The organism is Stieleria varia (assembly GCF_038443385.1).
Taxonomy (GTDB): Bacteria; Planctomycetota; Planctomycetia; order Pirellulales; family Pirellulaceae; genus Stieleria; species Stieleria varia.
Window position 1 is genome coordinate 4,284,268 of the sequence record NZ_CP151726.1, and the last position, 24,794, is coordinate 4,309,061.

At 54.3% G+C, this 24,794-nt stretch carries 21 protein-coding genes and 1 tRNA gene; 8 read left to right on the forward strand and 14 right to left on the reverse strand.

Annotation, left to right across the window (positions count from 1 at the left end; genetic code table 11):
* Positions 1–738: 738 nt before the first annotated feature.
* From Pla52nx_RS14410 to dndC, 4 genes are read right to left on the reverse strand one after another with little or no spacing between them, the layout of a single operon-like run.
* A complete protein-coding gene (locus Pla52nx_RS14410) occupies positions 739–978 on the reverse strand; it encodes an HTH domain-containing protein (protein ID WP_146520997.1) in 240 nt (79 codons plus the stop codon).
* Positions 975–1,358 carry a DNA sulfur modification protein DndE gene (dndE, locus tag Pla52nx_RS14415; RefSeq protein WP_146520996.1) on the reverse strand — a complete coding sequence of 128 codons (384 nt, stop codon included), beginning with the start codon at positions 1,356–1,358 and terminating at the stop codon, positions 975–977. Before dndE ends, Pla52nx_RS14410 begins: the two co-directional genes overlap by 4 nt.
* 8 nt (positions 1,359–1,366) lie before the next feature.
* Positions 1,367–3,373: a DNA sulfur modification protein DndD gene (gene dndD, locus Pla52nx_RS14420; RefSeq protein ID WP_146520995.1), complete on the reverse strand. Its 2,007-nt coding sequence runs from the start codon at positions 3,371–3,373 to the stop codon at positions 1,367–1,369.
* Positions 3,374–5,071 (reverse strand): DNA phosphorothioation system sulfurtransferase DndC, encoded by a 1,698-nt coding sequence (gene dndC / locus Pla52nx_RS14425; RefSeq protein ID WP_146520994.1) that lies wholly within the window; start codon positions 5,069–5,071, stop codon positions 3,374–3,376.
* A 106-nt stretch (positions 5,072–5,177) separates the two neighbouring features.
* On the opposite strand from dndC, the gene Pla52nx_RS14430 reads away from it, so the two are divergent.
* The 3 genes from Pla52nx_RS14430 (at position 5,178) to Pla52nx_RS14440 (ending at position 8,530) form a co-directional block, all read left to right on the forward strand.
* A complete protein-coding gene (locus Pla52nx_RS14430) occupies positions 5,178–6,212 on the forward strand; it encodes a DNA sulfur modification protein DndB (RefSeq protein WP_146520993.1) in 1,035 nt (344 codons plus the stop codon).
* A 528-nt stretch (positions 6,213–6,740) separates the two neighbouring features.
* Positions 6,741–7,640: an HNH endonuclease gene (locus Pla52nx_RS14435; RefSeq protein WP_146520992.1), complete on the forward strand. Its 900-nt coding sequence runs from the start codon at positions 6,741–6,743 to the stop codon at positions 7,638–7,640.
* A complete protein-coding gene (locus Pla52nx_RS14440) occupies positions 7,637–8,530 on the forward strand; it encodes a phosphorothioated DNA-binding restriction endonuclease (protein WP_146520991.1) in 894 nt (297 codons plus the stop codon). Before Pla52nx_RS14435 ends, Pla52nx_RS14440 begins: the two co-directional genes overlap by 4 nt.
* A 43-nt stretch (positions 8,531–8,573) precedes the next feature.
* Here Pla52nx_RS14440 and Pla52nx_RS14445 read toward each other — a convergent pair whose 3' ends face one another.
* Both Pla52nx_RS14445 and Pla52nx_RS14450 read right to left on the reverse strand, forming a co-directional pair.
* Positions 8,574–9,455: a Wadjet anti-phage system protein JetD domain-containing protein gene (locus tag Pla52nx_RS14445; protein ID WP_197454718.1), complete on the reverse strand. Its 882-nt coding sequence runs from the start codon at positions 9,453–9,455 to the stop codon at positions 8,574–8,576.
* Complete coding sequence (locus Pla52nx_RS14450) at positions 9,448–10,431, reverse strand: hypothetical protein (RefSeq protein WP_231742087.1); 984 nt, start codon at positions 10,429–10,431, stop codon at positions 9,448–9,450. The genes Pla52nx_RS14445 and Pla52nx_RS14450 overlap by 8 nt, the downstream gene beginning before the upstream one ends.
* A gap of 1,311 nt (positions 10,432–11,742) precedes the next feature.
* Between Pla52nx_RS14450 and Pla52nx_RS14455 the strand changes: the two genes are divergently transcribed.
* A complete protein-coding gene (locus Pla52nx_RS14455) occupies positions 11,743–13,905 on the forward strand; it encodes a GmrSD restriction endonuclease domain-containing protein (protein WP_146520989.1) in 2,163 nt (720 codons plus the stop codon).
* A gap of 22 nt (positions 13,906–13,927) precedes the next feature.
* On the opposite strand, the gene Pla52nx_RS32940 is transcribed toward Pla52nx_RS14455, so the two are convergent.
* Entirely contained in the window at positions 13,928–14,290 is a 363-nt protein-coding gene (locus tag Pla52nx_RS32940; protein WP_425289853.1) for a topoisomerase DNA-binding C4 zinc finger domain-containing protein, read from the reverse strand.
* Positions 14,290–14,433 carry a hypothetical protein gene (locus Pla52nx_RS14460; RefSeq protein WP_342190405.1) on the reverse strand — a complete coding sequence of 48 codons (144 nt, stop codon included), beginning with the start codon at positions 14,431–14,433 and terminating at the stop codon, positions 14,290–14,292. The genes Pla52nx_RS32940 and Pla52nx_RS14460 overlap by 1 nt, the downstream gene beginning before the upstream one ends.
* On the opposite strand from Pla52nx_RS14460, the gene Pla52nx_RS14465 reads away from it, so the two are divergent.
* Both Pla52nx_RS14465 and Pla52nx_RS14470 read left to right on the forward strand, forming a co-directional pair.
* Entirely contained in the window at positions 14,417–15,076 is a 660-nt protein-coding gene (locus Pla52nx_RS14465) for a metallophosphoesterase family protein (RefSeq protein ID WP_146520987.1), read from the forward strand. The genes Pla52nx_RS14460 and Pla52nx_RS14465 overlap by 17 nt on opposite strands.
* A gap of 95 nt (positions 15,077–15,171) precedes the next feature.
* The gene (locus Pla52nx_RS14470; RefSeq protein WP_146520986.1) at positions 15,172–15,579 is read left to right on the forward strand and encodes a hypothetical protein; all 408 of its coding nucleotides are present in this window, start codon (positions 15,172–15,174) and stop codon (positions 15,577–15,579) included.
* A 10-nt stretch (positions 15,580–15,589) separates the two neighbouring features.
* Here the strand turns inward: Pla52nx_RS14470 and Pla52nx_RS14475 are convergent, their stop codons facing one another.
* The 4 genes from Pla52nx_RS14475 to Pla52nx_RS14490 form a co-directional block, all read right to left on the reverse strand.
* Entirely contained in the window at positions 15,590–16,168 is a 579-nt protein-coding gene (locus tag Pla52nx_RS14475) for a nucleotidyltransferase domain-containing protein (protein WP_146520985.1), read from the reverse strand.
* Between the two features lie 167 nt (positions 16,169–16,335).
* Positions 16,336–16,776, reverse strand: a complete 441-nt coding sequence (locus Pla52nx_RS14480; protein WP_146520984.1) for a hypothetical protein — start codon at positions 16,774–16,776, stop codon at positions 16,336–16,338.
* 2,082 nt (positions 16,777–18,858) lie between these two features.
* Positions 18,859–18,932 (reverse strand) — tRNA-Pro (locus Pla52nx_RS14485).
* 183 nt (positions 18,933–19,115) lie between these two features.
* Positions 19,116–19,589 (reverse strand): hypothetical protein, encoded by a 474-nt coding sequence (locus tag Pla52nx_RS14490; RefSeq protein WP_146520983.1) that lies wholly within the window; start codon positions 19,587–19,589, stop codon positions 19,116–19,118.
* A gap of 317 nt (positions 19,590–19,906) precedes the next feature.
* Here Pla52nx_RS14490 and Pla52nx_RS14495 point away from each other — a divergent pair, with 317 nt between their 5' ends.
* Both Pla52nx_RS14495 and Pla52nx_RS14500 read left to right on the forward strand, forming a co-directional pair.
* Positions 19,907–20,452, forward strand: coding sequence for a hypothetical protein (locus Pla52nx_RS14495; protein ID WP_146520982.1), 546 nt, complete (start codon positions 19,907–19,909; stop codon positions 20,450–20,452).
* Positions 20,453–20,975: 523 nt separating this feature from the next.
* Entirely contained in the window at positions 20,976–22,694 is a 1,719-nt protein-coding gene (locus Pla52nx_RS14500; RefSeq protein ID WP_146520981.1) for a DEAD/DEAH box helicase, read from the forward strand.
* A 480-nt stretch (positions 22,695–23,174) separates the two neighbouring features.
* Here Pla52nx_RS14500 and Pla52nx_RS14505 read toward each other — a convergent pair whose 3' ends face one another.
* Together Pla52nx_RS14505 and floA are read right to left on the reverse strand one after the other, a co-directional pair.
* Complete coding sequence (locus tag Pla52nx_RS14505) at positions 23,175–23,615, reverse strand: hypothetical protein (RefSeq protein WP_146520980.1); 441 nt, start codon at positions 23,613–23,615, stop codon at positions 23,175–23,177.
* Positions 23,616–23,665: 50 nt separating this feature from the next.
* The gene (gene floA / locus Pla52nx_RS14510) at positions 23,666–24,763 is read right to left on the reverse strand and encodes a flotillin-like protein FloA (RefSeq protein ID WP_342190406.1); all 1,098 of its coding nucleotides are present in this window, start codon (positions 24,761–24,763) and stop codon (positions 23,666–23,668) included.
* Positions 24,764–24,794: the final 31 nt, after the last annotated feature.

Consider the following 24,794-nt stretch of genomic DNA (forward strand, 5'->3'; position numbering starts at 1 on the left):
ACGCAAAACGCCATTTACCCCAGCGGGGTAAGACATAGCTTCCGCGGCCAACCCGCAACGCCAGAAAGCCGCTGCAAAGGCCACCAACAAAACTCAGCGTTGCACACTGGTCTATGATTCATGGGCAACACAGGCTGGGAAGTCCTTTCGGCATAGACCCTCTGTTCCAGCCCAAGGCTCGTTCACGACGATAGCAAGACGTACTGAATACGTATCGGGTTCGGATTTTTAAGCCTGTATTACGACTGCAGTTTGAACGTTTCACAGCGAACGGTTTGCATGGACTGACGGAAAGAGACTGGCAACGATTCTGCTTTCCACAACCTCGCATATCCGGCAAAACGCAATGCGTAAGGTTTTCACCCTTCACCCTTCAAACGTTCCCTCACCCAATGGAACCAATCGGCACTGAGCTCCGGCTCACCATCCCAACGGTAGGCAACCCTATTGCTGCCCTTCGCCACGCTGTAGTCCCCGCAAGCGACGTTGGCCGCTAGTGGCGTCGGAGTCCCAGTTAGCCAATAGTCGCCAAACATACACTCTTCACCCTTCACTCTTCAAACTTCCACCGATGCCGACGATGGGTTCGACCAGTTCCGTCTTCATAACATTTGATCCGAAGCTAGTTTCGCGGGTGTTTCAGAAATGTATCTGGCGATGGAAAACGGCCAAGCAGCTACTCACAGCTCGAAGAGTCAGCGTATTTTGGCAAGAGAGTTCAACCTGACGCACCGAAGGTTAGGCAAGTGAAAATCGGCCGTCGTCGGTCAGTGTGAAGACGCACTCTTTGGCCTGATTTGCAACCGTGATATTTCTTGTGTGTCGCCGCATTTGGGACCGCAGAACGCTCTCGGCATTCTTCGCCTTGAACTCGTAAAGTTCTTTCTCTGCGATGACAGCGTAAATTTCCGCAGCCGTCATCGGCTTGCCAGACGCCTTCAAGACGTCTGCGGCGACTTGGTGAATTGACTTTTTCATGCTTTCTCTTCCAACGCAAGATTGATAAGGTCGCCAATATTACCGATCGCCGACGGTGTCGCCAGATACCCGATTCCGCGATGGAGGTGCAATCGGAACTGTTGAGCGACGGTTTCTTCGTCAGTTCCTAAGCCGTCCTTGAAGCAGCGTGCCTTAACCAAGGCCCAGTAGAGTTCGTTGAGTTCGCCGCCGAATACCTGCCAACTCATTTCCACATTGCTATCCGCAGGGATGTCGACGACTGTGGGTGGAGAGGCTTCTTTCATCGAAACTACGAGCGCCCATCGGCACAGAATATTCCATTGACCAATTCCAGTACGGGACTTGATCCGAATCAGCTTGTCCCTTGCCTGAGATGAGAGTTTGATTTGCTTAATCACAACAGTTCCTAAACGGCCTCCGCTTCTTCGTGATGCCAGAAGTAGCCTTGTTCAACGATTGTTTGCTTTGTCTTTTCGTCGTAATTCAGATGGTACGCGCGCGCCACATTGGGCTCCAGTGCTTCGTAGAATGTTTCATCGACCTCCGTGTCAGTTGAAAGAATGATCGTTTGATGGCTCGCTGCAGGGAAGTATCGCGTCAACAAGTTCTCGCGATGCATGGCGTCGAGACGAGCCATCGGAGTATCGATGATTGCCGGCAGCCTACGATTCGACGCTCGCCCAAGTCCCCATAGAACTGAGATGGCAAACATTTGCTTCTCCCCCTCGGAAAGTCGCTGCTTAGGAATCATCAATCCATCGGAGTCGAGGAGAGTTATCGAGAAATCCACTGGGTCGATGGAAATCGAACTAACAAGCGACTTCTTGCGGAGCAAATACTGAAATGCTTCGAGAATATTTGCTGAAAGCCGATCAATCTTTGCCGCGGTTGATTGCTCAAGAAATACCTTCATCGTATCACGCGTACGATCCGAAAGCTGTGACATTCGTTCTGCATCATCTGAAGCAACTTGCTCCGCATTTGTGCGAAGGAGCTTCTCCTCGATCTTGCTTTCAACTTCTTCTCGCTCGCGAATTTTCTCATCACACGCTTGCTCAAGACGCTTCAGTTCTGATTCGGCCTCGGCATGCGCACGAACGGCCGCTTTCAGTTTTTCTGCGACATCCTTTATCTCTGCTTCTTTGGGAGTGGAAGCAAGTTGCCTGCGAATCAGGTCCAGCTCCGCACTGGTTTGCTCCAAGTCGAATACCAAAGAATCGCCCTGTTTTTTTAGACGTTCCAACTCTGTCGTCATCAACGACGACAAAGCGTTGCGTGAACCTTCAGACAAATGTATCGAATGTTCAGGCTCCTGAACGTCAGCTCGAAGCTGTCGTCTTTTCGCTTGGACCATTTCAATTGACTCCAAGACATTTGCTTGGATCCCATGATCTCTTAGTTCGGATAAAATCGCCTTGTCATGTGAGTCGAGGGCCTCACCAGCCTGCAGCAACTGCTGATATGACCGGCCGTCCATATCGAACTCGTCAACGGATTTCAACAGATCCGGAATCACTGCCAGAGGCAGGCTACCGCTGGCGAGCCCAATCAAAGAAGACTCGATACCAGCTTTCTTGACGGCAAGCTCTCTTTTCTTGGCTTCATTATCGTTTCGCTCGTCCCAGTGCTTGCCACCTATGCGAGCGAATCGTTCTTCAGCCTTCGCCAAATCCTTGGCCGCAATACCAACGCTATTTCGTGCAGCCCCGCAGTCCTGTTTGTGCGACTTCAACTCCTCGCGAATGAGTTCCAGCTCACCTTTCCACTCATCGACGGCCTCTCGATCACTGCTGGATATCTGACGTTCGGCGAGCTTCATCTGAACGACCTTCATATCCGCGATCAAACGTTCGGCAAGGTCCAGCCCTAGTAGGGACTTGATCGCTGATCCCAACGCGTCACTTGTTGATTCGTCGTCAGCAATAAACCGGATCTTTTCGGCATCAAAGAAGAAAAGCTGAGAGACGCCGATCGGAACAATTTCTTCCACGACGTGATTCCAGTTCTTGGAGAAGTCTGCGTGCTTCGCACCATCGCAATAGACTTCCAGATGTTCCCGAAGAGTCTTCTTAACGTTCCAGCGACGTCGGATCTCGTAGATCCGCTCCACACCTTCCGAAACATACTGGAATTTTAGAGATATGGACGCTCCATCTGCAGGATCAACACCCCGATGGATGCAGTCCGTCAGGAACTCACCATAGCTCTGGTTTGATCGTTTCGAGCAATTAGCGCGCGAACCATAAAGCGCGAGCAAGATCGAGTCGAAGAATGAAGTCTTGCCACCGCCGTTGATCCCACCGACCAAAATGACTGGCTTCGGTTTTCCATTGCGGTGATCGGGACTGAGGTTGAAAGTCTGCTCACCACGGTAAAGGCAAAAGTTATAGAGGGATAGTTCGAGTAGCTGCATCTATTCATTCTCCTCAAGGGACTGTTGATCGAAGAGATTTTGCTGAGCCGAGCTCACGTTCGAAACTTTTGCCCCTGATCTTTTCTTAGACCCTTTTGTGTTCTCAGGTTTGTCTTTTCGTATTGTTCGCAAATCCCGAATTTCTTCCGCACGCTTTTGCTCGGCGTCACGAGCGGCGAACGCTTCCTCGCCATCGGAAAACCGAGCCGCCTTGAGTCGCTTCTCGATCGCCTCGTATATTCCTGCGCGGCGAGTCATACCGCGAAATTCTCTCTCAATGTCCAACAGCTCCGTTTGGAGCTGAAAAAATACGTCGTCCGCACTGCAGATATCTTTGAGCCGATCCCAGTCTTCTCGATCCAACAATTGATCGTCGCCACGGACTACTGGAAATTCCTCGCCGGTAACTTGCTTGAAGATATCCGGCAACGTGTCATCGTATTCGTGCTTTTCGTAAAGCCATATCCTGCGAATCTCGTGCATCTCTGCGGTAGAAACCAGTTCTATCTCACGCATCTCCTTCGGACCGTTTTCGCGAATACCTTGCTGGACCTCAAGCACTCGTTTGAGCCAATACTCTCGCCAATTCTTACGGTAAGGACCGGGGATCGTCTTGCCGTTAAATAGCTGCACTCGTCCGTCGATCCGCCTGAAGTCCCGGCGGTTTCGCTCGACCTTGCCACGATTCTCCTTGCTCAGGCGAACTGGCTTTCCCTTTCTGTCGGTCTTACCGAGTTCGGAAATTTCTTTCTTCGTCAAACCGATCTGGACAAGCTCTACATCGCGAAGTCCTTCCTCGTCACACGCCAATTCATTTCGGAGATCTAAGAGAGGTTGCATCCAAAATTTTTCATCGTCGTTCTTAATCATCGCTTCCATGGAGCGATCCTTATCGACGACGGTACAAACCCAACAGCCAAATCGGCTGCTTCCACAGCTAGGCGTCGAAGTATCCAAAACGACTGGACATTCGTTGTCGGCGGAAGCTCCCTGGTACATGCCCATCAGCGACTTGTTGGTATGCCCCCAGGGATTCTTTACCTGCAAAAGAAACTGCCAAACCTCGTCGTTATTCCAATCCTCGATCGGCGAATAGACAAGCGAGTTCGGGAGCGCAGCATTCGGCGATATGCGGTCCCTATACCGGTGCTTTTCGTGTTTCTCCATGTTCCGCGCACGTCGCTGGCTCTCTGCCTTGCGCGTGCCCAAAACAAGCATCGCTTCGCCGTTCTCTCTCACCACCTGCCGGATGAAATTGTTTGACGGATTGATTTTCATCCTCGAAGTACACCAACGGAACTGCGTCGTTGGCTTCGGGTAGCCCCTTCCGATCAGGTTGACCCAAAAGGTGTCCTTCACGTCTGGTACTAGCTTATGCGGAGTGAGCGGAACGCCTTGCTCAGTGGCCGCTTCTCTCATTTTGGCATGTGACGCATCGACCCAAACCGCGACCAGCGGTTGCTCGACCAACGTATCCGTCGAGATGACGTGAATCTGCTTCGTTCTTTGCTCGACAGGCAATCGCGAGACGGCTAGCCAAACAAGCTGCAAAACAGCGCTTGAATCCTTGCCACCGCTATACCCAACGACCCACGGAATTTGATCGGCCAGGTAAAGTTCTTGCACTTCCTCGATCAATTCCGTGATGGCAACCTTCATCCCTTTGCCGCCGAACGCAATTTGCTTTTCCCGTACCATCGCTGAAATAACTTATCGCCAGAGGAAACCCCGGAAGTGCCCGCTGCCACTTCCGTTTAGAGCCTAGAGACTTCCAGCGAATAGGTCAATTATGTAGAATGCAGAAATGGGAAGAAAACGAACAACACGCCGAAAGACAACTGGCTTTACCTATAGCCTGCCAGCGATCCGTTCGTTCCAAGCTGGTCAGCCCTATTTCACAACGGCGATCCCATTCGGAGTTCTCGCGAAACTGCTTGAACCGAACGCAATCAATGCCGGCGTGGAGCCACTAGATCGAGATCGAACGAGGGCGATCTCTCAATACATAACCAAATACGAGGAAACGTACGTTCTTCCTGCAGTCACGCTGTCGACCGCGGGAGACTGCGATTTCGTGTCGCTATGCGATTCTGATACGGGCGTCACGGCTGGAACGCTAATGCTGCCAATGGACGCATCATTGAAAATTCATGACGGCCAGTATCGCCTCCACGCGATTGCCAGAACCGTAGCCGAAGAACCTCACCTCGCCAGTGAAACTCTTCCTGTGGTGATTTATGCCGACCGCAACGGATGCGACAGACGCTTTGGAGACATCAAGGCGAATCAACGCAAGTCAGGTCGCGCGGAACGGATCGTCAGCGATTCCGCCGACCCAATCGCCAACGTCACTCGCGAAGTCATCGCGAATGTCTCCGCGTTCACCGATGCGATCGAAATGGTAAAGACGACGATCTCCAACCGTTCAAGAAACCTGTTTACGTTCAGCGCGTTGTACCAAGCCAATGAAATTCTGCTTGCAGCGCAGCAAGATCAGTCGCTGGAAGACCAAGCCGGGTTCGCGGTCGCGTTCTGGCAGACCGTCCAAGACGCAATGCCTGATTGGACGTCGGATACGCCGCGCGTCGAACTCCGTAAGCAAACTGTCCACGCGCACGGCGTAGCTTTGTGTGCCATCGCAACGGCTGGCGCTGTCATTGTTGACCGTTACCCCAAGACTTGGACACGCAGGCTCGCCAAGCTTAAAAGCATCGACTGGTCTCGCAGCAACACTAGGGTGTGGGAGGGAAAAGTAATGCTCGGCGGGCGAATGACAAAGTCCGCTGCTTCCATTGATCTCACTGCGAAGGTCTTACTACGCCTACTTGGGAGTGACTGATGAATCGCTTGTTGAGTCGTTACCGCAGGGGGTCAAAAAACAATCGTGGCTTGGAGAAGAGGTATGGTTGAAAAGAGGCAAAAAGTTTGCGGTGTCTGCGAGCGGACACTTGGGAAATCCGAAGTCGACATTTGCCGGGACTGCAAGTGCAAGGGTCCTCCATCGTGGAGCGATTGTAATGGCCCAATTGATTTCCGCTATAGAACAATGCGATACAGAGACGCGACCGAATTGACCACGCAAGCTCAGAAACAGGCTGCATCAAAAGCCATTCAGCGTGAACTATCGCGATCCATCCGCGCATTGAAGTTGGTGCGAAGAGCTCGTTATCGCCTTCCAGAAAATTTCGACGAACTAACCGCTTCGTGGCTATCCAGCATCTTGTCCGCGTTGCCAACTGAGTCGTGGAAAAGAGTAACGAACGAAATAAAGTTGGCGAATGACGTTAGTCTCGCTGCAAATCGCGACGAGATTCCATAGAATTCCGAACAAGCCGAAGAAACTTGAATCCGAAACGAGAATGCTTTTGTGACAAACCAACTTGCCGGAATAATCAAAAAGCTCGCGAAGCTGCGCGTCGATCGGTCGAAAGGTGTTGCGCCGCACAAACCACTATTGCTCCTCGTCATGTTAGAACTTGCAAAGTCCGGTCTGCTGGTGACACAAGAGCTTTCACTAACGCCCGATATCGCCTTCCGCTTTTCCGTTTACTGGTCAATTGTTGCGCACCGGCGCACTCAACCACCTGACGTTAGGCTGCCCTTTCACCACACACGGTCGTCAAAACTCTGGACAACGCTCAAAGCTGACGGCACTGAATCTATGCACTGCGACTCTACAACCACAATTAGGTTGTCTGACGAATTTTTCGTAGCCCTTCAATCAGCTGATTTCCGGCAGGCTGCCGGGTACACCTTAATCTCAAACTATTTCGAGCATGCTGAGCAGGTTGCACTCTATGAGCTTACTGGAATCGAACCACCGGAAGACTCTACCGTCCTCGACGACCTCGCGATCACAGCCGACAAGGAGGCCCGCGCCGAAGGTCGCACGGCTCGGTTTCGAGTTGATGTCGTCGCCGCCTATTGCCATACCTGTGCACTAACGGGATATCGCATCACTACAATCACCGGTCACTCGATCGTCGACGCCGCGCACATACACCAGTTCGCCCGTTCCCGAAATGACGATCCCCAGAACGGAATCGCCCTCTGCAAGAACGCCCACTGGCTCTTCGACCTCGGACTCTGGAGTATCGACGATGACTACCGAGTCATCGTTTCCAAGGACGCCTTTGACGAAGCGTGCCCAACGCAGGAATCGCTCGCTTCGATGGCCGGAAAGCAACTCATTCTCCCACGGGACGAACGACTCTGGCCGATGGCCAAGAATCTGGCTTGGCACCGCTCAAAGTGCTTTGTCGCATGAATAATGAAGTTCTTGACCGCTTCCGAAAATTGAAAGTCTGGCAACGAGGCGATGAACGAGCACCGCACAAGCCGCTGCTTCTCTTGCTCGCGTTCGGTCGATACGTCGACGGTGCCGATCGTCTCATCCCCTACGCCGAATTTGATCGACCGCTCCAAGAATTGCTTGAACTATTCGGTCCACCACGAAAGTCGTACCACAGCGAATATCCGTTTTGGCGACTGCAAAACGACGGCGTTTGGGACCTCGAAAACGCCGACGCAGTCGAGAAACGACATGGACAGACTGACGCGAAAAAGAGCGAACTAATTCGGCATGGAGTTGCGGGCGGATTGACGGCCGAGCTATTTGAGGCAATCAACCAAGATAGAACGCTGATAAAGCAAATCGCGACCGAACTGCTGGAAAAGAGTTTCCCGGATTCACTTCATCAAGATATTCTCGAATCTGTCGGATTGCTCGACGCAATTGAATTCACGCAACGACGCAAACGTGATCCAAAGTTTCGCGAGCTGGTCCTGCAAGCATACGAATATCGCTGTGCAATCTGTGGACTTGATCTGCGAATGGGGGGGCGCGAGTTAGGACTCGAAGCCGCTCACATCAAGTGGCACCAAGCACACGGCCCCGACACAGTCGAAAACGGTTTATCGCTTTGTTCGCTACATCACAAGTTGTTCGATCGCGGGGCGATTGGCCTCACCGATGAACACATTTTGCTGGTATCTGAATCGGTGCATGGGACCGAAGGAATGGCTAACTGGCTTCTCACCCACCATGGACATGCGATTCGCAAACCACAGCGGCCTGACTATCTCCCATCGTCCAGCTTCGTGGGCTGGCACCGTAAAGAAGTGTTCCGGTCGCCGCCGCGCAGTGTTTTGGTCTAGCTGGCCGGGAACTAGAATTAGGCAAAACGGTTGCGTTCAATTGCTAGCCGAAATTCGGAAACTGTTTACCAATCAAAATTTCCTGTTCGAGTCCCCGATGATGAAGGTCAAATAATTCAGTCATCCGCAGAACATTTGGAACTTCGTGTCGATTGCAGATTCTCTTCAATACGTTGAGGTTCGACTGAATCAATGATCTCTTTCCATACTTCAAAATTAGTTCATTGATGTCATCCGGGACATGCAAACAAACTCGAGCTCCACACGCGTCGTAGAGTCTGATGTATTCGTCGATGCCAACCGGATCATAGTCTCCCCAGTGCAGAATCTGACAGGATTGCATCGGGGGCGATGCCAGCCATCGAAGCAATCGGGACGACATTCGTCCTGCGCTGTAGATCGCAAGATCAGTTCCAGGCAACACTAATTCGTAACGCCAGAATGTGTCTGCGTTCTCGATGACCGTAATCGTTCCTGAAAACTCCCAGTCAGAATCGTCAGTTATCGAAATTGCTGCACAACCAGCAATCTCGGATAGCTCACTGATCGAGACCGACGTAACGCTGGTAGTTCGCTGAATGACAATGCCCGGTTTAATTGTCCGAAGCAGCACCGCCTCGGCAATCGAGCCTGCGAACGCCTTTGCGTCGCCGCGCAATTCGACCGCTGACGCGTGATCCTGGACAAGATCCTCGCTAAAGTTGAGACCCTGGGGAAGTTCGTCGTGTACCAGCGCGTCGAACGCAGCCACGCTGGAGATACGCAGTCTACGACCGCGGCCACTCTTACCCCGTTCCCACTGAACGGCACCACAGGCATGCAGACGGTTGACCAGAACTTGTGTTCCTTTTCGCAGCGACGACTCAGCAACACCATCGGTTTGCTCTTGCAGCTTTCGTAGAAGCGTTATCTCATCGCTACGCACGCTCGGTCTCCGTTGCCTCGACCATCTGGGATTTCTCAGCGTGGTAGGTTTGCGTGGTCTCGATGTAAAACTGACCACTCGCCTCGTGATTTTGCGGGTATTGGCCAAGGCTGTAAACGGTGACACGCGGATGGGCGAGCGGTTCCAGGTGCAAACGGGGATCGGCAGTAATGGGTAGAATTCCTTGACCAACCGCAAGCTGAGCGGTGGCACTTAGGTTTCCGTCATCGAGTTCGCCCACACCGTCGATATAAAAGAACATGCGGTAGTCACTGTCGGGCGCGATCGCACGAATAAGCTGAATGAAAATCATCGCTTTGACTGTCATTCCGGTTCCGGTGCTACCAATCTCGTCCAGCGAACCTGCGGCACGCCACGAGCCACCAGTTTCTTGGATGCGAATCTTCAGTTCAAACAGAGATTCAATTTCAATGACCTGAGAATCCTCGATCATTCGCTTGAGTTTCTTCTTGGCTTGTTCAATTTGCTCTGGATCATTGAACAGACTATCCGCAGCTGCTAAAGCTTCAATCGAGTTGAACAGATCGGAAACCTCGACGACCGAAATTTCCACCGCCGCAAGGTTGCTGACTTGAAATTTTCGCAAACCACTTTGCAGTTTCTCGACAGCGCGTTTGATGCGTTCGATTCCATCGACAATTCCCTTCATTCGAGCACCAAGCGGCTTGAAGAGCTGGTCCCACGCGTTTTGAACGGAGGCTTCCATCTGTTCGGCTGCAAAAGCTTCCTCAGTCAACGCATTCCATTCTTCATCACGATCATTGAAATATCGCGGTTCTGATTTCGTTTTCCGTGCGGTGTCGGTGATTCGACGTTCCAAGCCAGATAGTTCGTGTTCGATTGGTGCCCGCGTCTTTAGAACACCGGTCAGCTCTTTGAGCTTCTTGACTACCTGTTTCGAGGCGTCCTGGCACTGTTGTTCATCAGAGTCGCTGAACTCATCTGGTCGAGACACTCTCGACTCTGGAAGAATTAATCCACAGTTACGGAACTGATCATTAAACGCAACAACCGCATCGTTGAGTTGCCGCCGTGTGTCCGTTAGCCCTACGTTTCGACGACGGATCCGTTCAAGGTTTTCACTCAATTTTTCAACGAGTTGGTCAGCATTCTTTACCCTCGCATCGGCGTCATCAAAATTCCCTTGCGCGGTGGCAAGTTCGTTCTGCAGAAGTTCGCGTTTCGACCAGTCGTCTAAGTACGCGTCGTATTGCCTCAACTCACCCTCCTTCTCAGCTCTCGCTTTTTGCAGCACAGCCAATTTGCATCTCGCGGCTTCTTGATCTTCGGCGGTATCGAGCCGTGATTTCTCGGCCTCCAATCGTTTGCGATCAAGCCGAACTTGCTCCTTCAGTCGATGGCTCGAAACTCCTTGCTGTTCAACCAGACAGCGCAGGTCAAAGGCATAAGGTTTCCGTTGACCCCCAGGTTTTGACCGTTCAACTCGACGTCCCAGACGACGTTGACATCTATGTGAATGGAGAAATGGTAGACCTCAGTGATTTCCAAGGTCAAACGTCAGCGGAGTTCCCCATTGACCTTCATGACTACTCATAGCCAACTGAGACACTTTTGCCACCCACCGGTTGAGCACACCGTCCTCAGGAAAAACAAAAAACGCTTTCAGGATATTTCTCCTCTGCGGGCGTTTCGGCTTCGTTCGTCGTTCGACTTACAGTTCGATGGATTCGACTTCGCGGACGAAGCGGGATGCGTCGTTTTCTAGGAATGACGAGACGACGTTGAACACGGCGTCACTGAAGCCGCCGATGTTCAGGATGTCGTTTCGCTCGGGTGCCTAGCTGGTCCCGTAGGGTTGGATGTCGATGCAGACGGGCTTAGGATCGTCGATGCCGTGTCCACGTTGGGTCTTCTTGAACTTCTCCCATTGGGTAATCACGCCAGTGGAACCGCTTTGGCCGTAGCCGCATCGTCGCCCCGTGGAGATCCAGCTTTCGTTGTCGCTGAGCCGGCGACGGCTTGCGCCGCGTAGCGTGTGTTGGCCACATACCACTCACCGACAAGACGAAGTGCGACGGACAGTCCCTTCCTGTGTCTACTTGTCTAGCTGCTGTTGCTTGCAGCCACTTCAAAGCGCCTCGCCAAACCCGTAGACAAGAACGTTGTGCTTGTAGTCGGTTTCAGCGTTTTCTCCTGTCTCTGATTGATCGCTGCTCCCAAGGCCGGGGCGTTCACCGAAGTGATGATTATTCGATATGATTGCTGGTTCTTACTGTCGCAAAATGATTCGTAGCAGGACACAGCAGTGGAAACACAAGTTCGGACACCTCAATTGATCTTTATGCACCCACAGCGATTGGTGGTGCCCTTGTTTCAGCGGCCGTATGTTTGGAACGAGGAGAACCAGTGGGAACCGCTCTGGATGGACGTTGTGCGGATGGCTACCCGAGTATTGGAACAACCGGCCGCCAAGCATTATCCACACTTCCTCGGTGCAGTCGTACTGCAGCAAACGCCCAATGCCGCCGGCACGATGCAGGAGCGGACGATCATTGACGGCCAGCAGCGACTGACGACATTGCAGTTGCTTTTCGACGCTTTGCACGCGGAATTGGTCGCCGCCGATGCTACCGCGCCAGCAATGCGTCTCGAAACATTGATCGTCAATGCGGAGCCATTCCGCGTGAATCCGGAGGATCAATTCAAAGTCTGGCCAACGAACCGAGACCGACCCGCATTTAACGCCGTGATGTCGGCTCCGCTACCGCTGGACTATGCAGCCGTCGGATTCGACGACCAGCGAATGGTGGGCGCACACCGGTATTTTTCCCAGTCAGCCGCGGCTTGGCTACGCGAAGCCGGGCCCGAAAACATTCTTTCTCGTGCGTCCGCCATTGAAACTGCTGTACGTGACCTGCTCCAGATCGTTGTGATTGATCTAAACGCTGAGGAGAACGCCCAAGAGATTTTTGAGACCTTGAACGCACGTGGTGCATCGCTAACTGCGGCAGACCTGATCAAGAACTTTATCTTTCAACGCCTGATGGAAACAGGAGCAGATGTCGAGAAGGCGTACATTCAATATTGGCGACATTTTGAATCAGCGTTTTGGGAGAAAGAGATCAGCGTTGGACGATCCTTCTATCCAAGATCTGCGATTTTTTTGAACCATTGGTTGATCTCAAAAACGGGCGAGGAGGTCGTCGCGCGCGAAGTCTTTTCCCGATTCAAGCTCTACGCGGACGAATCGGGCGAGCCGATGGGCACACTCTTGGTGCAAATCAAAGCTGCCGCTGATGTCTATCGCGACTTCACGGAGCGAGGCGGTGTGCTGACAGGATCGATCGACCGAGTTGGCTTATTTGCTTACCGAACAGGAGTTTTGGAAAGCGAAGTGGTTAAGCCGCTAGTCATGTTCCTGCTCGATCCACAGTTGGCGGCCATTCCCAGCGAGCAGCTGTTGAAGTCGCTTGAAGTCATCGAAAGCTGGATGGTTCGTAGAATGTTGATGAGAGCGACGACGAAGAACTACAACTTAGTCATTGCCGAATTGATCCGGCATCTACGTGAACAAAGCCGTGAGGAAATCGGCGATGCAATCGAGAGTTTTCTGCTGAAGCAAGACAGCAATAGTCGCTATTGGCCTGACGACAACGAGATTCGTGAAGAACTCAAAGTGTTGCCCGTTTACCGACGTTTAGGGCGTGGACGTTTGCGAATGGTACTCGAGGCAATAGAAGATCATTTGCGAGGCTGGTCGGGGCCGAATGCGGGGCTTGGGAATGAGAGGGTCTCGCGAGGCAAGCTGGCGATTGAGCATGTCATGCCACGAAAATGGACGACACATTGGCCGTTGCCCGGCGGATTGAGAAGCGAAGGCGAACGAGAAGCCTTGATCCATACGATCGGCAATTTGACTTTGCTTACTTCGAGACTCAACAGCAAGGTGTCGAATGGCCCCTGGCTAGGAGAAAGCGGGAAACGTCAGGGATTGGATGGGCACGACGTGCTCTTTATCAACCGCGAGCTACTGAAGACAGCCAAGGAGTCGTGGAATGAGTCAATGATTCGTGCTCGCAACGAAGCCCTTGCTGATCTGATCATTAAAGTTTGGACGACGCCGGAGGGACATCAATCCGGCTTCGGAAACCAAGTTGTTCGACCACGACACCGAGTCGACTTGAGTGACCTGATCGCAGCAAAGGTTCTGCAAACCGGTATCACTCTCATACCCAGACGGAAAAAGTACCGTAATCAGACGGGCGTACTTCTTTCGGATGGGCGTATTGAAGTCGCGGGGCAATTTCATTCGAGCCCGACTGAAGCAGCGAAGGCGATTACCGGCGCTGGATCGATCAACGGTTGGTATTTCTTCTTGGTCGAGGAGAAACCCAAACGTTCACTTAAAGACGTCCGTATCGAGTACCTGGAATCAATCGCGGCGGACGAGAGCGACGACGATGATTGATGGCTTGAAAAAATTCAGTAACTTAGTCGATTCCGATGATCTCGCGGCACCTAGGGTAATTGGTGCAAGCCCAGAAGCGTTTGCACGCGTGTGGTCCTTTCGCTGCTTTTCGTTGAACCATTGCCGTGTGGCATTTTGGGCAAGAAGGTTCGCTTGATTCCGCTGGCAATGGCGGTGGGGCTGACAGGGTGCAGGCGGTGCCTGGCAGAACACTCGCGATTCGCTGCTGGACCTCTCTGATCGAATAGGTGCGGGCGGCTTTGATGTGCAGAATCGCCAGGCCGGCGGCGTTGAGGGCTCGATCAAGGAAGGCGTCGCGGTCTTGGCGGTCCTTACGGTTGTGAATGAATTCAGGAGGGCAGTCCACCAAGTCACGAATTCGCATCACATGACGGAAAAGCACTGAACCTCGATCAGCGTATCGACTGTCAGGCCATCGCGTGGTTCCGTATTCTGTGGAACTTGAGCAGCGCTGGGTTCACTGCACTGATTGACGTCGAGAAATCTCAACATGAAGATTTGGTTCATTTCTGACACTCACAACGAGCACCTTGGATTGCAGGTTCCTGAGGTGGACTTGGTGATTCATTGCGGCGACGAGTCGACGCATGGAAATGCTTGGATGAATGAACCCGAGGCGAGACGGTTCTTTGACTGGTACTCAGGCTTAGACATCGCAACCAAGGTGTTTGTGCCGGGGAATCACTCGACCGCCGTGGAACAGGGACTGATCCGCGCGGAGGAGTATCCCGGTGTACGGTTCCTGGTCCATGAGACGATGCAATGGAACGGGCTGAAGTTGTTCGGTTCGCCGTACACGCCTCGTTTTCACGATTGGGCATACATGAAGAAGCGAGGGCAACTTGATCTCGTTTGGCAATCCGTTCCCGATGATGTGGACATCCTGATCACGCACGGTCCGCCAAAAGGTGTCTTGGACATCACGCACGACTTCGAATCGAAGGAGCTCGTTCAGGTCGGTTGTGCCGCTCTGCGCAGGCACGTCGAAGAACGGATCAAGCCGAGGATTCACGCTTTCGGGCATTTGCATGACGAGAAAGGAATCAGCAACTACGGGATGTATAGTCGCGGTGCGACGCAGTTCATCAATTGCTCCTGCTGCAACCTGGCCGCCAAATTGAAGAACAACGGATTTGTTGTTGAGGTTTGAAATGAGCAAGCGGATGATTTACGTTATCGAGCCTGAGAACGAGTGTTGCGCTCGTCTGGTCCCTGCTAGAATCGAACTCACTCAAGGATCGCTCAATGAATGACTTTGATAAGTTTGCGTACTTTCTCCGCAGTCCGGAGTATCCCTTCATTGTTGATGTTGACGGAATACTTATCGCTGCAAGGTCGGGGAAGCCACTGTGCGGTAAACTACTGCGAGTCGACCTTGTCGACGGACAGTCCTACGAAGCCATCGACAAAACCGGTGCGCCGTGGAGCCTGATCATGGTTAAACGCACTGCCGTGCTCTCTCCATTCAACTTGAGAAACCAACCAACAAAACTTGAACTTATTCGTTGGTTCAACGGCCGTGAGAACAAGCCCGCCGACGAGGTTGACTATTCGGAGAAATCACTTTCGTCCAAAAGTCGCGATCGCATTCTCTCGGAAATCGTTGACCGACTTCTGGATGCTGAGAAGCGAAACGCGTCGAGACGAGCCTGACGACGTGACGTCACTCTTCGTCTGTGGAAGTCGCATTGCGAACCAATTCACGAAACGTCGGCCGCAGCGATTTGTGCAGAAACCGAGCAAACGATCCGTCTAGATTCCGAATCGAGATCAACTCGACCACGTCGGCAAAGTCCTTGTGGGTTCGCCGTAAGTTGCTCATGCCGCACGCGATCTTCATCTCGATCAAACGTGAAAGTCGGACAACGGACAGTCCTTCGATCTGCTCGACGTTGAGGTCACCAATGGGTTCAGAGACAGAGACCTCGGTTCCTTTGCCCGCTTTCTGACCGGCAATCAAAAATTGAATGGCAATTCCATCCTCTGTGCGAAACTCAGCTTGCTCTGGTTCCCAGCTGAAACCTGCATCGGATAGGACGCGGCGAACCGCTTCACTATCCACGCTACGGATGACAAGATCCAGATCGGTCGTGTTTCGCTGGTATCCATGCAAACAAACCGCGACGCCTCCGCAGACTGAATATGCGATTCCTGCGTCAGTCAGCAACTTATGACAGCGCGCAGCAACATCCCAAAGCGATCCGTTGCCGAGCATCGTGTAGACATTTTGTGCTGTATTCATGGTTTGATTTCCCAACCGGATTATAACTCAACGCCCGGCTGACGAAATAGAGATCCAACAAGGCAGTACAGCGGCGCGAGAAGAAACGCCCTCGGTGGCCTGTACCTCCGCGGGCGTTTCGATTGTGGCGTAAGCTTCTAGCTTGCGATTGATGGCAAGCAGGATGCTTAGCAAGTCCCATCGATGGCAAGTGGTCCGCCGTTGTTGGTGCCCACTTTTCGACTGGCTCGAACCCTTGTCACCCGAAGGCGGACTCGCAGCGTTAGTAGCTCAACGTGCTTCTTCGGCGGCTTATCTTCTCGTATTTGCCCAGCCACCCTTTTTGCTTGACCAATCAAGTGTTCGATGATTTGGTTGGAATAGCGGTACTCTGGCGAAGATGGCTTGCCGCGATACTTGTGATCCAGGCCAAGCTGCGGAATGTAGAGTAGTCGAGACTTTTTCCCATTGGGCGGTGGCCATCTCAACCATCCCGTTGCCGATAAGGAAGCAAAGCCGACGATGGAATCATCGGCTTCGCTATGGCGATATATCCAGACCCTGGTCTCATGTTTCTCGATCGAATCGATAAGCAAACAGGGACAGAGCACTTTATGGGGACAGCTCATTGTTCCAATCTGTCCGAAAAATGAGGCCGAAGCGGGAATAGCGGGTTTGGGCGTCGATTTGGTGATTCCCGCCCGGCAATTTGTGAAGTGCTGTGTCCCCGACAAACCCGACAAACCCCTGGGGCTCGCGCCCCAGGCTGTATGCTGTCGTCGCATCCGCGACTGACGGAATTGCTGCGCAATCCAATATCGGCGTTGGCTAGCTGCGGAGCAGCGGCAGCATACAGCATGGGGTGCCAACCCCATGTTTTGGGCAACCCGTTCATCCACGAAGCTGCGGAGCTGCGACAGCAAAAAACGTTGGTGTAGCCCACAGCACGCGGTGGTCACGGATGCAATCTGTCGCCGCTCCGCGGCTTGTTGGCGGCGTCGGGCGGTGTTCACCTGGGGCTCGCGCCCCAGGCTATATGCTGTCGTCGCATCCGCGACTGAGGGAATCGCTGCGCAATCCAATATCGGCGTTGGCTAGCTGCGGAGCAGCGACAGCATACAGCATGGGGTGCCAACCCCATGTTTTGGGCGCCCCGTTCATCCACGAAGCTGCGGAGCAGCGACAGCATATAACGTTTGGTGTAGCCCACAGCACGCGGTGGTCCTGCATGCAATCTGTCGCCGCTCCGCGGCTTGTTGGCGGCGTCGGGCGGTGTTCACCTGGGGCTCGCGCCCCAGGCTGTATGCTGTCGTCGCATCCGCGACTGACGGAATTGCTGCGCAATCCAATATCGGCGTTGGCTAGCTGCGGAGCAGCGGCAGCATACAGCATGGGGTGCCAACCCCATGTTTTGGGCAACCCGTTCATCCACGAAGCTGCGGAGCTGCGACAGCAAAAAACGTTGGTGTAGCCCACAGCACGCGGTGGTCACGGATGCAATCTGTCGCCGCTCCGCGGCTTGTTGGCGGCGTCGGGCGGTGTTCACCTGGGGCTCGCGCCCCAGGCTATATGCTGTCGTCGCATCCGCGACTGAGGGAATTGCTGCGCAATCCAATATCGGTGCTGGCTAGCTGCGGAGCAGCGGCAGCATACAGCATGGGGTGCCAACCCCATGTTTTGGGCGCCCCGTTCATCCACGAAGCTGCGGAGCAGCGACAGCATATAACGTTTGGTGTAGCGCACAGCACGCGGTGGTCCTGCATGCAATCTGTCGCCGCTCCGCGGCTTGTTGGCGGCGTCGGGCGGTGTTCACCTGGGGCTCGCGCCCCAGGCTATATGCTGTCGTCGCATCCGCGACTGAGGGAATCGCTGCGCAATCCAATATCGGCGTTGGCTAGCTGCGGAGCAGCGACAGCATACAGCATGGGGTGCCAACCCCATGTTTTGGGCGCCCCGTTCATCCACGAAGCTGCGGAGCAGCGACAGCATATAACGTTTGGTGTAGCCCACAGCACGCGGTGGTCACGGATGCAATCTGTCGCCGCTTCGCGGCTTGTTGGCGGCGTCGGGCGTCGTTCACCTGGGGCTCGCGCCCAATGCTGTATGCTGTCGTCGCATCCGCGACTGACGGAATTGCTGCGCAATCCAATATCGGCGTTGGGTAGCTGCGGAGCAGCGGCAGCATACAGCATGGGGTGCCAACCCCATGTTTTGGGCAACCCGTTCATCCACGAAGCTGCGGAGCAGCGACAGCATAAAACGTTTGGTGTAGCCCACAGCACGCGGAGGTCCCGCATGCAATCTGTCGCCGCTCCGCGGCTTGTTGGCGGCGTCGGGCGATGTTCACCTGGGGCTCGCGCCCCAGGCTGTATGCTGTCGTCGCATCCGCGACTGACGGAATTGCTGCGCAATCCAATATCGGCGTTGGGTAGCTGCGGAGCAGCGGCAGCATAAAGCATGGGGTGCCAACCCCATGTTTCTGCAAACGAGTCCGCCCAGAAGCTGCGGAGCTGCGACAGCGAAATGGGCGCGGAGTACCGTCGATGATTGACGCTCTGATTCACAAAATGGCGGGGACCACCGTGCAACGAAGATAGCCCCGAATCATCGGTTGAAACAAAGCCCCAGGCTGTTGGGAAGTCGAGCAACGGGCTGATGGCGCACAAAAAAAGCGTCAGCCTGAGCTGACGCTTTCAATACCCATTCCAAAGTCGGGGCGACACGAGTCGAACGTGCGACCTTCTGGTCCCAAACCAGACGCTCTACCAGGCTGAGCTACGCCCCGAAACGCTATCAAACGACAGGCCATTGTCAGTGAAAATGGCCGTGCGATTCGGACCGACTTTTGCAGATCTCTCCGCAGGTGCGGTAGAGTAACGGAGACATCGGGTTTGCGAAAGGTTCACTTGAGGAACTTTTCGAGGGGTTTTCCGATTTATCTGGTCGCGGCCGCATCCGCATCCGCAGATCAGGCGTTCGGAGTTGGTTCGCCGGTTCCCAATTGAGCCAGGACCTGTAGGACCCCATTGAGATGGGCCAAACGGGGGCCAAATCGATCCACAAATTCGTTTAGCATGAAGTCACCTTCGACCAAGCATTCTTCGTTTTCCTCGATTTCTTCGGTCATCGAGTCCAAAAACTGGGTTTGCACGCGGCTGAGCGTTTCAGCGGCACGGCGACATGCCCGCGAAAGGTGCGGATTGGCGTTTTTCCACTGCTGCAACTCGTTAGCTCGCTGCTGCTGAGCGGCTTTGGTCTGCTGGACCAGTTCCTGCAGAAGTTGGTTTTGCTGTTGTTGCCCTACGATCAGTTGTCTCAGCAAATCCCCTGTCACGCGGTCGTGCGACTGCTGTGAAACTGGCGTCCTGGGCTCCGAATCCGACTCGGCGGAAACATCGATTCGAAAAACCGGCGAAAGTGGTTCTTGCTCGTAAGATGACATGCAAAGAATCCTGGCGAAACGTGAGAGCGATCAAAGAGATGAGATGATGAGGCCGAGTATAACCCGCGAAAAATGGTCTTGTCGACTAAACGGTCCGCACAAACGATTTTTCTCCGCGGTCCTTAACAATTCCCCGCGTTTTCCGGAAAACAAGCAAGGTTTCTCGTTTCGCGTTTCCCTTTGCCAGCGCGTTAAAGTCGTTGCGACCGGAACGCCGAACTTGTTGTTGGGCGACGCCTCCCGCGTTCCTGTCCGCGATCGCGAGTCGCTGACAGGCCGGCCCATCGACATGACCCAATCCATTTCGACGGAAACGTATGACGACCAGTCAAGCGGCAACCATCGGCTATTACACCGTGATCGAAGACGAGCGAACAGGATGGACAGGTGGGCTGTTGATCTTGGATCGAGGCGGACGCCCACTGGAGTTTCAGTGCACGCTGCCGGTCAGGCCGACACGTTCACACGAGATTTTGTACGGACCCACGCTGCGACAGCATTTGATCGGTGACGTGATCGGCAAGCTGTTGGTGACGCGGTCCAAGACACCGATCGGACTGCTGTGTTGTGACCAACCCGAAGCGCTGGTGCTGGGAACGATGATCGATCGCCCAGTGGTCCTGGTGTGTGATGCCGCAGAAGAAAACGAAGGCCCGATCACCGAGGACATGTTGGCCGGCGCCGGGGTGGTGGAAGTCGCTGGCGCTCGGTTTCGCGTTCCTCTGGAGTCGACCGAGATGGTGCAGCAGATGGCAAGCGATTACGACGACTTGCCCGACGCGGTGGAACCCTTTGAGAGGATCCGCGAAGCGATCGGGGAGGCGCATTCGCAGTTGGCCAGACAGCAACGACAAGCTGCGTGAGGTGAGGGGGCAAATGCTGGGCTGTTCAAAATTTGGTTTTGACATTGTTTTTTCAGTCCATGTTTTCGTTCCATGCATCGCAATCAAAGTGAGCCTCAGGCGCTAGCCGTGGGCCGGCACCACAATCCGCCTCAGGCGCTAGCGGCCTGTTGATTAAATCGAAATTGGGAACGCAAGGGTGAGCCGTGGGCCGTAAGGCACCGGGCAATGCGGTAGGCCCGGCCGCTTACGCGTCGCGACTCACTAAATCAACAGCCCGCTAGCCGTGGGCCGGCACCACAATCCGCCTCAGGCCCACGGCTAGCGCCTGAGGCTCACTGGGGGACACCAGCTGCGCGGGCAGTAGGGACATAAACTTGCGCAAACCCAAAAAGAAACAACACCAAACTTTGAGCAGTCCGATTCACGATCACAGCACTATCCGATTTTGGGCGGGTAGCGTTTTACGTGGTGGATAGTGTCGCGTTGCCGCACGCTATCGACTTGGAAAGTCGAGCGACCGTCTCACTCAAGGAAGATCATCATGAATCCGATGCAAGCTGAACTCGTTGCGGAAATCGACACGACTTGGTCGTGGTCGGCTGATTCTCTGGTACCAGCCGACACGTTGGAATTGTCGGTGCCGGCGATCACGCCTGTCTCGATTCCGGTACGCTTGCCAACGCTGCAAACACGCGCCAGCGGATTTGTGTTTCCCGATGCCGCACGATGGCTGCCACAGCCTGACCATGCAGCAACGATCGCAGGACGCGAGAAACGCAAGAAACAGGCAACGGGCAACCGCCAAAAACACAACCGCATCAAACCGCCCCAAGACATCGTCAAGCTGCACGATCGCCTGTACTACTTGTTGCAGCCGCCGCTGGATCTGTTGGTCGGCAGCGGCCAATTGAAGTTTCCCTTCGAACCGTTTCCGTATCAGCTCGACGGCATCACGTTCCTGTTTCCTCGCTACGCGGGGATCTTGGCGGATGAAATGGGGCTGGGAAAAACGATGCAGGCGATCAGCACCATTCGGCTATTGCTGTGTAGCGGTGAAGTTCGAAACGTCTTGTTGGTCTGCCCCAAGCCATTGGTCACCAACTGGCTGAGAGAGTTCAGCGTTTGGGCGCCGGAGATCCCGATCGCTCCGATCGAAGGCAACGCGGCGAAACGTGATTTTCAATGGCGATCACCTCAGGTGCCGGTCAAAGTCGCCAACTATGAGCTGCTGATGCGGGATGAAGACATCGTGTTGGACAGCGGATTGCATTTTGATCTAGTCGTGTTGGACGAAGCGCAGCGGATCAAGAATCGCAACAGCACGACGAGTCAGATTGTTCAAAAGATTCCCAGGACGCGAGCGTGGGCGCTGACGGGTACACCGGTTGAGAACTGTCCGGACGATCTGGTCGGCATTTTTGAGTTCTTGTCACCCGGCTACATGCGTCCCGGGCTACCGATGCCGCAGATCGCCAGTCAAGCCAAGGATTACATCTTGCGGCGAACCAAAGACATGGTGCTCGATGACATGCCGCCCAAGCTCTATCGTGATGCAAACCTAGACCTGACACCGCAACAATGGCAGACTTACGAAGCGGCGGAGAAAGAAGGAGTGGTTCACCTGGAGGAACTGGAACAATCGCTGACCATTCAACACGTTTTTGAATTGGTTCTGCGGCTCAAGCAGATCTGTAACTTTGATCCCGTCACGGGCAGCAGTTGCAAACTGGAGCGTCTGTGTGCCGACATGGAAGAAGTCGTGGCGAGTGGAAAGAAAGCGATCGTGTTCAGCCAGTGGGTCAAGAGTCTCGACAAGATACGCGACGCGTTGGCACCTTATGGACCGCTGGAGTATCACGGAAGGATTCCACAAAAGAAACGCAACACGGTGATCGATCAGTTCAAGAATGATCCCAAGAGCAGCGTGATCCTGATGAGCTATGGCGCAGGGAGCGTTGGATTGAACTTGCAATTCTGTGAGTACGTTTTCTTGTTCGATCGATGGTGGAACCCGGCGGTGGAAGATCAAGCGATCAACCGCGCGCATCGTCTGGGAGCCGCGGGCGCGGTCACGGTGACACGTATGATGGCGATGGGAACGATCGAACAGCGGATTGCCGATGTCCTGGATCAGAAGCGAGAGATGTTCGACGCGTTGTTCTCGGACAACGCCAGTCCGGCCAAATCAGGCGGCCTGACGCGCGAAGAAATCTTTGGTTTGTTTGATTTGAGAGCGCCCAGTGGCAAGAAGGTCGCTTGAACGGCTGTCGCTCGACTTTCCAAGGTCGATAGCGTGTCGGGCGTTGTGGCTTGGTGTTGCCGTTGGATGTTGTTGCTTGGGATGGCCGGTTGGTTGCGTGGAGAACACCGCCCGACGCCGCCAACAAGCCGCGGAGCGGCGACAGATTGCATCCGGACCACCGCGTGCTGTGGGCTACACCAAACGTTTTATGCTGTCGCTGCTCCGCAGCTTCTGGGCGGACTCGCGTGCAGAAACATGGGGTTGGCACCCCATGCTTTATGCTGTCGCTGCTCCGCAGCTATCGGAGCTAACCCGGGGTGCGCTGGCATCGCCGCGACCCCAGGCTGTGTTGTTTAACCACATCGTGATCGGTTTGGAGAATAAGTGTCCTCTCTCGTTGCCAAAATCAAGCGAAGCGATGATTGCTACGTGGATTTCGCGACACTTATTTTCCGCACGTCCCGAGAGCTGAGCGAGTATGAGCAGCGAGGCGGTTCGCTACCAGTTTCGTTCGGGGCGTTCTAAGATCTCTCTGAGCAAGATGGCTTGTTGCAGACCGCCGGGGCGGCGGAGCATTGCGATCAACGCTTCGGGGGTGATGCCGGTCGGCGTTTCGTCCACGCTCACGGCCACTTTGACTTCGTCCACATGCTTGACGCTCCGTTTGGAGTTGGCCAGTTTTTTGCGGGCGACTTCCGCGCGTTTTCTTGCTTCGGCGACTTGACGCTGGCGTTCGGCGATCGCGTTGACCGGTTCCTCCACGATCTCCGCCATCACGACTTCTTCGGCGGCCGGACGGACTTGGCGTTCCGTGCGGCTGTTGGTGTAACTTTGCTGGGGCGGCGGGGGCGGCGCAGCGGGTTGCTGCTGTTGTTGTTGTTGTTTCTGCGCCCGGCGCTCTGCGGCGCGTCTCAGGAACTCTTCGAGATCACCAGCCATATCGAATCATCGCATTGAGGTTTGTGTGGATCAGGAGCCAGCGCCAACGACTACTCGCCTGGTTTCTCAGTTTGTTGTCGGCTGGTGCCTGCCAGCGCTTTCCGCATCTCGGTGTCTGCACTGACGTTTTGCAGCTTGTAGTAGTCCAGAATGTTCAGTTTCCCGGTTCGGAAGGCTTCCGCCATCGATGCCGGTACGGACGCTTGGGCTTGAACGAGTTTCGCGCGGCTTTCTTCGATCTTGGCCTGCATTTCTTGTTCTTCCGCAACCGCTGCGGCCCGCTTTCCTTCTGCACGAGCCCGCGCGACTTGCGTGTCAGCTTCGGCTTGGTCGGCCATCAGTCGGGCACCGATGTTTGCACCGACGTCGATATCGGCGATGTCGATGGAGACGATTTCGAATGCAGTTTGCGAGTCAAGTCGTTTGGCGAGCACAGCTTTGCTGATCACGTCGGGGTTTTCTAGAACCGCTTTGTGATCATCGGCGCTACCGATCGCACTCACGATTCCTTCGCCGACACGCGCGATGATGGTTTCTTCCGTTGCACCACCGATCAACTGTTGCAGGTTGGCGCGCACGGTCACTCGGTCGCGTACTTTTAGTTGGATGCCGTCTTTTGCCACCGCGTCCAACGACGGCTTGACCGATCCCCTGGGCGGACAGTCGATGACTTTGGGGTACACACTCGTCTTGACGGATTCCAACACGTCGCGGCCGGCCAAGTCGATCGCGGCGGCTTCGCGAAACGTCAGCGAGATCGTCTTTGCTTTACGAGCGGCGATGACGGCTCGGATGACTTGCTGGACATTACCACCGGCCAAATAGTGTGCTTCGAGCGAGTCGCTGCTCAAATCCGGATCGTCCAAACCGGCTTGAGTTGCCATGATCTTGGATCGCACGATCGCTCGTGTGTTGACTTTTCGAAAGGTCATGCCGAGCAAGTTGCCGATCGTGACTCCGGCCCCCGTGAGCTTGGACTGAATCCACAATCCGAAGTAGCTGACGAGGATAAAGAATGCAACCAGGATCCCGATCACCACGATCAATGCCGCGACGAGACCAAAGATGCCCAGGTTGGAAAGCTGAGCGAAAACCGACAGGGGGATCAAACCGAGCTGTGAAGTCAGGAAAAGTGCCGGTGCCGACATTGAGAGGTCTCCGTCCGTTATGAGTGATCGT